Annotated in this window: 9 protein-coding genes; 7 read left to right on the plus strand and 2 right to left on the minus strand. The window is 65.7% G+C overall.

All coding sequences use genetic code 11. The features are described 5' to 3' along the window. Positions 1-5: 5 nt before the first annotated feature. The 6 genes from N6C22_RS19785 to N6C22_RS19810 are packed head-to-tail and all read left to right on the plus strand — an operon-like array spanning position 6 to position 9,261. Positions 6-1,031 carry an ABC transporter permease gene (locus N6C22_RS19785; RefSeq protein WP_261652933.1) on the plus strand — a complete coding sequence of 342 codons (1,026 nt, stop codon included), beginning with the start codon at positions 6-8 and terminating at the stop codon, positions 1,029-1,031. Beyond that, entirely contained in the window at positions 1,028-2,140 is a 1,113-nt protein-coding gene (locus tag N6C22_RS21240) for an ABC transporter permease (protein ID WP_261652934.1), read from the plus strand. Before N6C22_RS19785 ends, N6C22_RS21240 begins: the two co-directional genes overlap by 4 nt. Further along, positions 2,137-3,195, plus strand: coding sequence for an ABC transporter ATP-binding protein (locus N6C22_RS19795; protein WP_261652935.1), 1,059 nt, complete (start codon positions 2,137-2,139; stop codon positions 3,193-3,195). The genes N6C22_RS21240 and N6C22_RS19795 overlap by 4 nt, the downstream gene beginning before the upstream one ends. Continuing rightward, positions 3,192-4,307 (plus strand): ABC transporter ATP-binding protein, encoded by a 1,116-nt coding sequence (locus N6C22_RS19800; protein WP_261652936.1) that lies wholly within the window; start codon positions 3,192-3,194, stop codon positions 4,305-4,307. The genes N6C22_RS19795 and N6C22_RS19800 overlap by 4 nt, the downstream gene beginning before the upstream one ends. Further along, the gene (locus N6C22_RS19805) at positions 4,307-7,042 is read left to right on the plus strand and encodes a glycosyl hydrolase (protein WP_261652937.1); all 2,736 of its coding nucleotides are present in this window, start codon (positions 4,307-4,309) and stop codon (positions 7,040-7,042) included. Before N6C22_RS19800 ends, N6C22_RS19805 begins: the two co-directional genes overlap by 1 nt. Then, complete coding sequence (locus N6C22_RS19810) at positions 7,039-9,261, plus strand: glycoside hydrolase family 3 N-terminal domain-containing protein (protein ID WP_261652938.1); 2,223 nt, start codon at positions 7,039-7,041, stop codon at positions 9,259-9,261. Before N6C22_RS19805 ends, N6C22_RS19810 begins: the two co-directional genes overlap by 4 nt. 91 nt (positions 9,262-9,352) lie before the next feature. Here the strand turns inward: N6C22_RS19810 and N6C22_RS19815 are convergent, their stop codons facing one another. Further along, positions 9,353-10,441, minus strand: coding sequence for a TrmB family transcriptional regulator (locus tag N6C22_RS19815; RefSeq protein ID WP_261652939.1), 1,089 nt, complete (start codon positions 10,439-10,441; stop codon positions 9,353-9,355). Between the two features lie 239 nt (positions 10,442-10,680). On the opposite strand from N6C22_RS19815, the gene N6C22_RS19820 reads away from it, so the two are divergent. After that, positions 10,681-12,366: an ATP-binding protein gene (locus tag N6C22_RS19820; RefSeq protein ID WP_261652940.1), complete on the plus strand. Its 1,686-nt coding sequence runs from the start codon at positions 10,681-10,683 to the stop codon at positions 12,364-12,366. 10 nt (positions 12,367-12,376) lie between these two features. Here the strand turns inward: N6C22_RS19820 and nikR are convergent, their stop codons facing one another. Further along, complete coding sequence (gene nikR, locus N6C22_RS19825; RefSeq protein WP_261652941.1) at positions 12,377-12,796, minus strand: nickel-responsive transcriptional regulator NikR; 420 nt, start codon at positions 12,794-12,796, stop codon at positions 12,377-12,379. Positions 12,797-12,805 lie beyond the last annotated feature (9 nt).

The raw sequence follows: 12,805 nt of genomic DNA on the forward strand, positions 1-12,805 counted from the left end.
AGCTGATGTACGAGTACTTCGTCAAGCGAACAGCGCAGGCGCTGTTTACAGCGCTCTTCGTCCTGTCGCTCTCGTTCGCACTGGTTCGGCTCATGCCGGGTAACCCGGCCGACCAGCTCCGCGGCCAGCTCATCCGGAACAACCCCGACCTCTCCCAACAGGAGATCAACCGGAAGGTCGAGAACTTCATCAACATCGACCTCACCAAGCCGCTTCACGAGCAGTACGTCGAGTACGTCGTAGGTATCTTGCAGGGCGACCTCGGCCGGTCGATCAGCCAGAACGCACCGGTGTCGGAGATACTTGGCGAGGCACTCCCGTGGACGGTGTTCGCGTTCTCCACCGCCATCGGCCTGATGTTCACCGTCGGCATCGCGCTCGGTGCCATCATGGCCTACTGGGAAGGCAGCCGCTTCGACATGAGTGTGACCGGCGTCGGTATCGTCCTGAACTCGACGCCGAACTACGTGACCGCACTGCTGTTCCTCTACGTGTTCGGGTTCACGCTGGGATGGTTCCCGACGAACGGGCACTACTCCTCACAGGTCGCGCCCATCGTCGACCCGCTCCAGCCGGTCGCGACGTTCCAGTTCGTCGCCGACGCGTTCTACCACGCGACGCTGATAATCGCGGCGGTCGTCATCACCGGCTTCGGTGGTGTCGCACTCGGGATGCGCGGGAACAGCATTCAGGTCCTCGGTGAGGACTACCTCCGGGTCGCCCGTCTTCGCGGCCTCTCGGACACCCGCATCGCCCTGCGCTACGTCGCCCGCAACGCGATCTTGCCGATGTACACCGGGATACTCCTGTCCTTTGGAGCCGTCATCGGTGGCTCGGCGATCCTCGAAGAGATCTTCGTCTACCCGGGGCTCGGCTACTACATCGTCGCGGCCGTCGAGACACGCGATTACCCGCTGATGATGGGGACGTTCGTGCTCATCACGCTCGCCGTCGTCACCGGCGCGTTCATCGCCGACCTGACCTACGGCCTCGTCGACCCGCGCGTTACGACCGGAGGTGACGCCCAGTGAGCCGGGAGAACCAGATGAGTAACTTCCCGGACGACCCCAGCGGGTTCAGCACGGTGGCCGACTCCTCGCTGAGCCGGATGGACCGGCTCCAGAAGGTGTTCGACCTCTGGCTCGCGGCACCGGCGAAGGTCGTCTGGAACGACGTCCGTGCCCGCATCGGGACGGCGCTCGTCCTCGGGTTCATCCTCATCGGCGTCTTCGGCCCGACCGTCGTCGTGGAGCCGCGCATCGGCCAGGCACCCCTGCTGTTGGGGCCGTTCCACGGTGGCATCATCGGCGGGAGCTGGTACGAGTTCACGAGCATGTCGCTGTTCGGTGTCTCGGTCCCCTGGATGGCCTTCTACTGGCCGCTCGGGACCGACAACATCGGTCGCGGCATCCTCGAGCAGGCCGTCTACGCGACCCCGCGGATGCTCCAGATGATCACGAGTGCTGGCCTCTTCGTCACCATCCTCGGGACGAGCGTCGGGGCGCTCGCCGGCTATTCCGGTGGTCGTCTCGACCAGGGGCTCTCGACCATCATCGACATCGTGATGACGCTCCCGGGGCTGCCCATCCTGCTCATCCTGGTTGCACTGTTGCAACCGGAGGACCCCATCGTCCTCGGTATCGTCCTGTCCCTGCAGGGCTGGGCCGGGATGGCTCGCGCCATCCGGTCGCAGGTCCTGACCCTCCGGTCGACCTCCTACGTGGAGGCCGCGAGGGCCATGGGGCTGTCGACGCCGAGCATCGTCGGCAAGGAAATCGTCCCGAACATCATGCCGTTCGTGATGATCAACATGGTCGGCGCGATGCGGAACGTCATCTTCGCCTCAGTCGGCCTGTACTTCCTCGGCCTCCTACCGTTCTCGAAGGTCGTGAACTGGGGCGTCATGCTCCAGCTGGCCTACTCGAACGGTGGGATGCTGACGCTCGATGCCGCCCACTGGCTCATCGTCCCGATGCTCTGCATCATCCTGCTCTCGATGGGTCTCATCCTGTTCGCGCAGGGGATGGACCGCGTGTTCAACCCACGCGTCCGGGCTCGCCACGCGAAGTCGACCGGCGACGAGGACGGGGACCCCGCCGAGGCGTCCAGCGCGTCCACGACCGTCGGAGGTGAACTATGAGTAAGTCTACTGCAACGCGATCGACCACGACCGAATCGAGCGCCGAGGACGTCGTCCTCGAGTGCCGTGACCTCACCGTCTCGTTCAGCATGGAACGGGGGACGAGCCGCGTCCTCAACCAGGTCGAGATGGACATCCGTCGCGGCGAGATTCTCGGTATCGTCGGGGAGAGTGGTAGTGGCAAGTCGATGTTCGCATCGGCACTGCTGAACGCCGTCGTCAACCCCGGTCGAACCGAGGGCACGATCAACTACTACCCCCGCGATGGCGAACCCGTCGACGTCCTCGACCTCGGCAAGCGCCCGCTTCGGGAGCTCCGCTGGGAGGACATCTCGATGGTGTTCCAGGGAGCGATGAGCTCGTTCAATCCGACGATGGACTTCCACGAGCACTTCGTCGAGACCCTGGAGGCACACGACTACGACGTCGAAGCGGGAATCGAGAGAGCCGAAGAGCTCCTCGCGGACCTCTACCTCGACCCCGAGCGCGTCATGGATTCCTACCCACACGAACTCTCGGGTGGGATGAAACAGCGGGCGCTCATCGCGCTCGCACTGGTGCTCGAACCGGAGGTGCTCGTGATGGACGAGCCGACGGCCGCACTGGACCTGCTCATGCAGCGCTCCATCATCAGCCTGCTGTCGGACCTTCGTGACAAGTACGACCTCACGATGGTGTTCATCACGCACGACCTGCCACTCGTGACGAAGCTGGCCGACCGCATCGGCGTGCTGTACGCGTTCGAGTTCGCGGAGGTCGGCGACACGGACGCGATGGTTCGCAACCCGCGACACCCCTACACCCGTGCTCTGCTCAACGCGACCCCGAACCTCGACGCACCGCTCTCGGAGATGCGCCCCATCGCCGGGTCCGCACCCGACCCAGTCGCCGTCCCGCCGGGCTGCCCGTACCACGAACGGTGCCCGATGGCGACCAGCGAGTGCGAGGACTCGAAACCCGCCATGGAGCCCGTCTCGGAGACGCACGACGTCGCCTGCCACCACTGGGAGGACATCGACGACGAGATATCGCTCTCGACGGGGGTGCAGCGATGAGTACTGATACCCCACTCGAGGAGGACCCCCTGCAGTCGGACCAGCCGGTCCTCTCGATGTCGAACGTCGACGTGCACTTCAAGAAGGAAGGCAGCGGCCTGAACCCCTTCGCGCACAGACCGACGGTTCGCGCCGTCGACGGTGTCGACCTCGAGATCGAGCAGAACGACGTCGTCGCCATCGTCGGCGAGTCCGGCAGTGGCAAGACGACGCTCGGCAAGACCGCGGTCGGCCTGCAGAAGCCGACCAACGGCAGCGTCAACTACTGGGGACAGGACATCTGGGAGGCGAAGAAGTGGCGGTCGGACCCGGAGATTCCCTTCGAGGAGATCCGCCGCTCGCTCCAGATCATCCACCAGGACCCCGGCGCGTCGCTGAACCCGAACCGGACGGTGCTGTCCTCGCTGTCCGCACCGCTGAAGCGGTGGCAGCCGAACCTCGGCTCCGAGGACCGCGAGGCACGCATCTTCCACTTCCTCGAACGCGTCGGGATGTCCCCGCCGCAGGACTACGCACACCGCTACCCACACCAGCTCTCGGGTGGCGAGAAACAACGCGTCGCGCTCATCCGTGCGCTGCTGATGAACCCCGACCTCATCCTCGCGGACGAGGCGGTCAGTGCGCTCGACGTGAGCCTCCGGGTCGAGATGATGGACCTGATGCTCGAGCTGCAGGAGCAGTTCGACACGTCGTTCCTGTTCATCAGTCACGACCTCTCGAACGCCCGGTACATCGCCGAACACGCCGGCGGGCGTCTCGGCGTGATGTACCTCGGCGAGCTGGTCGAGATCGGCCCGGTCGAGGAGGTTCTCGAGAACCCCCAGCATCCCTACACGAAGGTGCTGAAGTGGGCGACCCCGGAGCTCGGCATCGAAGAGGACGCATCGGGCCCGCCGGTCCGCGAGATAGACATCCCGGACCCGGTGAACCCACCGGCCGGCTGCCGGTTCCACACCCGGTGCCCGAACGCGACCGAACACTGCAAGACGGCTGCACCGGACGTGACGGCCGTCGACGGCGACGACAACGGCAAGCATCGCGTCGCCTGCTACCGCACGACCGAGGACGACGCCTACTGGGATAGCGACCCGCTCGACGGAGCTGAGCTCTGATGGGACGCGACACCGGCTTCCTGCTCGACGGTGACACCGAGCTCTCCCGTCGGCGGTGCCTCGCTGGCATCGGTGCGATCGGGAGCGTCGGACTCGCTGGCTGTTCCAGTCAGTCCGACGGGACCGAAACGACCACCACCGGCAGCAAGCCCACGTCGACACCCACGGCGACGGCGACGGCGACCGAGACCGCAGAGGCCACGGCGAACGTGGTCTCCGTGGGGTCCGGCAGCTACACCACGACCCTCCCGTCCGGCGAGGAGGAACCACCAGAACAGGTGTACGCGACCGACGACGTGTCGGCACCGTACCCGACCAACGACTGGTGGAGTAACCTCCTCCGTGGCCAGTACGGCGAGGCGATGTGGGCACACCCGCTGGTGGGAACCCCGACCAGCTCGGGGCTCGGCATCTCCCACCCGACCGAGTGGAACTTCACCCAGGTCAACGGCGACAAGAACCGCGGCAACATCGCCGAGATGGACCCAAGCGCCGACCTGACGCTGTCGACCACCGGCGCGTCGTTCCTCGATGCGAGGTGCGCCGGCTACGGTGACTGGCACGTCGACGTCCGGTGGGGGGCGGGTGACGCCTCCACGCCGACGCTCGACGCGACGATGGCGCAGGGTTCGCCCTTCGTATTCGCGGAGGTCGATGGAGCCGACGCCAAGCTCTCGTTCTCGGCCACGCCGGACGTCTGGGCCGACCAGGGCAACGTCATCGGTGTCACCGTCAACGGGCACCACTACGGCGTCTTCGCGCCCAGCGGCGCGACCTGGTCCGGCATCGGTTCGCCGACGCTCACCAGCAGCCTCGCCGGTGCCAGCTACCTCACGATCGGCGTGCTACCCGAGGCGACGACGGCGGCACTCTCGCGCTACGAGTCCTACGCATACAACACGATCACCGGGACCACCGTCTCGTGGACCTACGACGAGGCGAGCGCGACGGTGCAGACGACCCACACGTTCGAGACGACCGCTCGCGCGGAGTCCTCGACGACCGGGACCATCGCTGCACTGTACCCGCACCAGTACAAGCACTCCGACGCGACCCTCGACGGCGACACCTTCGTCTCCCCGCGCGGGACGATGAAGACGACGACCGGCTCGGCGTTCGAGACGCAACTCGACCTGCCACCCATCGTGCCCTTCATGCCCGATGTCGGTGAGTACGACGAGTCCCGTCTCGCCAGCTACGTCGACGACGTCGAGGCAGAGCCCGAACTCATCCGATTCGGGCCCGAACAACCCGGCGACGGCACGTACTGGACCGGCAAGAACTACGAACGGCTGTACCAGTTGCGCCCCATCGCCGAGCAGGTCGGTGACACGACCGCCGCCGACGCGTTCCTCGGCGCGATGCAGGACGAGCTGGAGACCTGGCTCGACGCGACCGTCTCCGGCTCCTCGGACTCCGAGGACGTCTTCTACTACAACGAGACGTGGGGGACGCTCATCGGCTACAACGATTCGTTCGGCTCCGGTCCCGAACTGAACGACCACCACTTCCACTACGGCCAGTACGTCAAGGCGGCCGCCGAGATCGCGCGGACGAACCCGACGTGGGCCGACGACTCGAACTGGGGTGGGATGGTCGACCTCCTCATCCGCGACTACGCGAACCCGTCGCGGAGCGACGCGAAGTTCCCGTTCCTGCGGAACTTCTCGCCGTACGAGGGCCACTCCTGGGCCGCCGGCAACCCGGCGTTCTACCTCGGCAACAACCAGGAGTCCTCCTCAGAGGCGGTCAACGCCTACGCGGCCGTCCTCATGTACGGCGAGTACATCGGGGACACGGAACTCCGTGACACCGGCGCGTACCTGCTCGCCCACGAGACGACCGCCGTCGACGAGTACTGGTACGACGTCGACGAGGAGAACCACCCCGCCGACTGGGACTACGGCTTCGCCGGCATGGTCTGGGGTGGCGGCTACAAGTACGACACCTGGTGGACCGACGACGTCGAGGCCATCCACGGCATCAACGTCCTGCCGGTCGGCGGCCACAGCCTCTCGCTCGGCCGCGACCGGGATGCTGCAGAATCCACCTACCAGGAGCTCGTGGCCGCCAACGGCGGCGACGACTTCGACTACTGGCCCGACATCCTGTGGTCCTACCGCGCGTTCAGTGACCCCGCAGACGCACTGCGCCTGTTCGAGGCCGAGGCGTCCTCGTACCCCGTCGAGTTCGGCGAATCGAAGGCGCACACCTACCGGTGGCTCACGGCGATGGACGGCCTCGGGGCGGTCGACGCCAGCGTCACCGCCGACACCCCCCTCGCCGCCGTCTTCGACGACGGCACCACCAGGACGTATGTCGCTTACAATGCTGACGACACCAGCACGACAGTCTCGTTCTCCGATGGGACCTCGCTGTCGGTCCCGGCGAACGACCTTGCGACGACGACCGCCAGTTCGAACTCGGGCGACGGTGGCGCCGACGACTCGACCACCCCCTCGGTCGACTCGGTGTCCACCTCGACCAGCAGCAATGGCCCCTGGACCGACGTCACCGTCGACTGGACGGTGTCCGACGCCACCGCCGACCTCCAGTCGGTGACGGTCGAACTCCGCGACGATTCGGGGTCGACCCTCGACTCGGCAACGATCTCGGTCTCCGGCGACTCGGCCTCGGGGACGACCGTCCTCGAGACGAAGAACACCCCCGAAACGGTCGCGGTATCCGCGACCGACCAGGCGGGCCAGGAGACCACCACGACCACGACACTATGACGACCCACGATTCACAGATAACGCAAACGCAGGAAGGAGAGACCGAAGCGCGCGTCGAGACGCTTCTCGACGAGATGACGATTCGAGAGAAGGCCGCCCAGCTCGCCGGCACCTACGTCGGCACCATGGGCGAGACACGGACCGTCGAAGACGCCGAAGAGATGGTCCGCGACCACGGTCTCGGCTTCGTGACCCCCTTCGGGTACGGCGCGTCCCCACACCGGGACTCCACCGAGGTCGTCGAGATCGCGAACGAACTCCAGCGCGTCGCCCGGGAGGAGTCCCGTCTCGGGATTCCCATCCTCATCCCCGTCGACGCCATCCACGGGAACGCCTACGTGGAAGATACGACCATCTTCCCGCACAACCTCGGCGTCGCGGCGGCCCGTGACCGAGATCTCAGCGAACAGGTCGGGGCCGTCACGGCGACCGAGGTCGCGGCGACCGGGTCGAGCCTGACCTACGGCCCGACCTGTGACGTCGGCCGCGACCCCCGCTGGGGTCGGACGTTCGAGACCTTCGGCGAGTCGCCGTACCTCGTCGGAGAGCTCGCCGCGGCGAAGGTCCGCGGCATCCACGACGCACCCGTCGACGTGGCCGCCATGGCGAAGCACTTCCCGGCCTACGGTGAGCCCGAACGCGGCGAGGACACCGCACCGGTCGACCGCTCGCTGTCGTCGCTCTACCGCGACTTCATCCCGTCGTTCGAGAAGGTCATCGACGAGGGCGTCGAGGGCATCATGCCCAGCTACAACTCCATCAACGGCGAGCCGTCACACGGCTCCCGTCGCTGGCTGACCGACGTGCTCCGGGACGAGTTCGGCTTCGACGGCTACGTCGCCTCCGACTGGAACGGCATCAACATGCTCCACGACGACCACCGGGTCGCGACGACGAGCAAGGACGCCATCCACCAGTCGTTCGACGCGGGCGTCGACGTCCACTCACTCGGCGAGGTCGACCACATCGAGCACATCGCGGACCTCGTCGAATCCGGTGTCATCACCGAGGACGCGGTCGACGAATCGGTCCGTCGCGTGCTCGAACTCAAGGCAGAACTCGGTCTGTTCGAAGACCCCTTCGTCGACCCGACCGAGTCCGCCGATACCCTCGGCAAGCCCACCCACCAGCAGGTGTCGCTCGAGGCTGCCCGCAAGTCGATGACGCTGCTGAAGAACGACGACGACCGGCTCCCGTTCGACGCCGACACCGACGAGATACTCGTCACCGGCCCGAACGCCGACTCGCTGGTCAACCAGGTCGGCGGCTGGAGCCTGAAAGAGGAGCACGAACTCAGCGGCGCGACCATCCGCGACGGTATCGAGGAGCTCTCGTCCGCCGAGACGACGGTCAACTACGAGCGTGGCTCCGGGACGGACGAACCGGGCGACATCGACGCAGCCGTCGAGGCCGCCGAGTCTTCCGACGCCGCCGTCGTCGTCCTCGGGGAGAACTGGTACATCCACGAGTTCGGTCCGCAGGACGTCACCGGCCCGACCGAGGACTTCCCGAACCGCGCCGAGCTCACCCTGCCCGACGCGCAGCGCGAACTCCTCGAAGCCGTCCTCGAGACCGGGACGCCGACCGCCCTCGTGCTCGTCACTGGGCGGCCCCTGGCGATTCCGTGGGCGGCCGAGAACGTCGACGCCATCCTGCAGGCGTACTATCCGGGCGCCCAGGGTGGCCGGGCCGTCGCCGAGACGCTGTTCGGCGAGAACAACCCGGCCGGGAAGCTCCCGATATCGGTCCCGCGCTCGGAGAGCCAGCTCCCGGTACGACACAACCACCTGCCGAACCCGACGCCGATCGGCGAAGGCGAGCATCTCCCGTCGTACGACCCGCTGTTCGCGTTCGGCCACGGCCTCTCGTACACGGAGTTCGAGTACGGCGAGCTCTCGGTCTCCGACGACACCCTCGCGGAGGGCGAGTCGGTGTCCGTCTCGGTGACGCTCGAGAACACGGGTGACCGGGCGGGTGACGAGGTCGTCCAGCTGTTCGCCGGCCGGGACTACTCCACGGTCGTCACGCCGGTGAAGGAGCTCGTCGGCTTCGAGCGGGTGACGCTCGAACCCGGCGAGGAGACCACCGTGACGTTCGAGGTGACCACCGAGACCTTCGACGTGGTCCACCCCGACGGCGCGAGTCGGTTCGAGCCAGGGAAGGTCTCCCTCTGGTGTGAATCCACGGAGACGTCGCTGGAGGTGGTCGAGCAGAACTGAGGAACGATATCCCACCAACCATTCGCAGCCACCACTGCTTTTCGCTGTTATTTTTTCGCGGCCTGTCGCTCACGACCCAGCAGAATCCTCGCTAGCGGCCGCGCAACGGCGTCTTGCCGGGGTCGATACCGACCAGTGAGATGGTCCGCATCTCCATGTCCTCGAACACCGCGCCCCAGCCACCGACCTCGATGGTCCCGTCGCCCGTCGCGATGGCGATGCTCTTGTAAGCCCCCATGTCGGAGAGCGCCAGCCGGGTGAGGTCCTGGTCGTCGTGGAAGTGCGAGAGCCCCACCACGATGCCTTCGACGGTCCGTCGCGACTCCGTGGCGATGTCGACGCCGTCGACGACGACGCGCAACTCGTAGCCCGCGTCCCACAGGAAGTGGCAGTCGCACATGAACTCCTCCATGGTGACGTAGGTGACCCGTTCCGGGTCGTCGGCGTACACCGTCGGGTAGAGGTTCCAGAGACAGGTGAGGTAGTACCAGTGGAACACGAACGGGAGGATGCGGTCGTAGATCATGACGCCGTAGTCCTCGTCCGACCGCGTGTTGGGTGCGAAGCAGGTGCGGTGGCGGTCGACGATGACGAGGAACGGCCCGGGGATGCTGCACGCCCGGAGTTCCGAGAGCGCCCCCGTCGGGTCGAAGTCCTCCGGCGGCATCTCCTCACCGTCGACGTAGACGGATGCACGGACAACGACCCCTTCCTCACGCGCCTCCCGAAGCGCGGGGAAGAGGTGCTGGAGCTGCTCGTACGTCCCGGCGAGTTCGACGACGGTGTCGGCGTCGCCGATGAGGTCGAGTGCGTTCTCGACGGCGGTCTCGCCGCGCTTGGTCACGCCGACCCTTGCGTCCATCCGGTTCGGCTGCCGGTACCGGTCGCGGATCTCCTCGGCGGCATCGTGGAGGAGCTCCCCGCGGGCTTCGAGGTTCGCCATCGACGCCTCCGGGTCGCAGGGACGGACGTAGAGTTTCTCTCGGTCGATGGTCTCGACGTAGCCCTTCGACTCCAGGCTCCGGAGGACGTCGTACACCTGTGAGACCGGAACGGAACTCTCACGACCGACCTCGATGGCGGGTGAGACGCCCATGTCGAGCAGACAGAGGTACGCTTCTGCCTGATACTCGGTCAGGTCGGCGTATTCCAGTGCCTCCGCCAGGGTCTCACGGTCCATGTTCTCACACAGTCCATACCGATACATGAACCTTCGGAGCGCGGTAGAGTTTCCCTCCTGCGACCGTCTCTCACAGGAGCGCTCCGTGCCAGTATGGAGCCGAGGCGGGTAGCGTCAGGGTGAAGAAGTCTACACTGTGTAAACATTCTACACCGTTTCGACGGTTCGATTCCATCGATTGGTAGCTCGCACGAAAGATACAGGTAGGGCGACGGTGAGTAGCCGGTAACGGGACGGGTATGAGCGAGACGAGACAGATAACAATCGGCGAGACGATGGACGAGTCGACCGTGTCGGTACCGGTCGTAGAACTGCTGACTGGACGGGGATTCGTCACCGGGAAGTCCGGGTCCGGGAAGTCGAACACCGCGAGCGTCATCGCCGAGGAACTCCTCGAGGCGGGCTACCCCCTGCTCATCGTCGACACCGACGGCGAATACTACGGGCTCAAGGAGGAGTACGAACTCCTACACGCGGGCGCTGACGAGGAGTGCGACATCCAGATCGCACCCGAGCACGCCGAGCGCATGGCACACCTCGCGCTCGAAGAGAACGTGCCCATCATCCTCGACGTGTCGGGCTATCTCGACGACAGCGTCGCGAACGAACTCATCCTCGAAACCACCAAACACCTCTTCGCCAAAGAGAAGAAGCTCAAGAAGCCGTTTCTCCTCGTTGTGGAAGAGGTCCACGAGTACATCCCGGAGGGTGGCGGGATGGACGAGACGGGCAAGATGCTCATCAAGGTCGGCAAGCGCGGGCGCAAGCACGGCCTCGGCATCATGGGCATCAGCCAGCGCCCGGCCGACGTCAAGAAGGACTTCATCACACAGGCGAACTGGATGGTCTGGCATCGCCTCACCTGGGAGAACGACACGAAGGTCGTCGGCCGCATCCTCGGGAACGAGTACGAGAAACGCGTCACGGACCTGAACGCCGGGCAGGCGTTCATGATGTCCGACTGGGCCGAGGCCGACATCCGGACCATCCAGTTCCGGCGCAAGCGAACCTTCGACGCCGGGGCGACACCCGGCCTCGACGACTTCGAACGCCCGGAGCTCAAGTCGGTGAGTGACGCGCTGGTCGAGGACCTCTCGGACATCACCGAGGAGAAGGCCGAGCGCGAGAACCGCATCATCGAACTCGAGAACGAACTCGAGAAGAAAGAACAGAAGATATCGACGCTGGAGGACGAACTCGACCGGGCGCGGGACATCTCCTCGGCGGCGAAGCAGATGGCCGACGCCATCGCTGGCAACACCGGCATCGAAGCGCCGGGCGAGCAGACGACGCTGGACGACGCGACCCAGGACGACAAGCCCGACGAGGAGAAGACGAACGCGGAGATAGAGGCCGAGCGCAACACGCTCAGGAAGCGAGTACGCGAACTCGAATCGGAACTCGAACGACTCGAAGCCCGGAACGAGACTTTGCGCGAGGAGAACCAGGAACTCCACGAGGACGGCGAGGAGGCAGACATCGTCCAGGACCAGCGCGACCGCATCGCGTTCCTGGAGATGGCGCTCGAACAGCTCCAGCGGCGGTTCTCACAGCCATCGAACACCAGCGAGGACACCGAGGTGGAGGACGAACCGGACCTCGTCGACCTCGTCAAGACCGACCCCGTCGAGGGCCGCGTCGAGGACGCCATCCACGAGGCCGAGTGCAACGCGACGTACACCTGGGACACCATCGCCGTGCTGGGCGAGAAAGCACCCATGACGGTCACGCAGATCGAGCCGCTCGTGGAGACGGACGGCCAACGCATCCAGAGCGCGCTGACGGAACTCCGGAAGCGTGACGTGGTGCGCCGGGACGAGAAGGGTCGCTACGAACTGGACCGCCGGTCGATGGAACGACTCATCGCCGACCGACGCGAGCAGGAGCGGATGGCAGCAGTGAAAGAGCAGACGCGACAGAACTGACGGGTCCGGTTCAGGCGATACTGCCGACCTCGTCGATGGGCATGACCGAGTAGTCCACCGAGAGGGTGTTCTTCGTGGCGCGAATCTTCCCGACGAACGTCGATATCTCTGCGAGCGAGCCTTCGAGGATGAACAGCTCCATGCAGTAGTGGTCGCCGACGTGGTTGTGGACGTTCGAGGCGACGAGGTCCTCGTGTTCGTGGCGGAGCTGCATCATCCGGTGTTCGACGTTCGAGGACTCGTAGTCGAACAGCACCGTGACCACGCCCATGAGGTTCCGGTCTTCCAGTTTCTTGTCCTCGAACTCACCGAGGAGGTTCCGCGAGGCCTCGCGAACGACCTCGCTCCGGCCGGTGTACCCGTGGGTCTCTGCGAACTCGTCGATTCGGTCGAGGAGTTCCTCGGGCATCGAGACGCTGACGACTGTCATATAATAACT

It is taken from the genome of Haloarchaeobius sp. HME9146 (assembly GCF_025399835.1).
Lineage (GTDB): Archaea > Halobacteriota > Halobacteria > Halobacteriales > Natrialbaceae > Haloarchaeobius.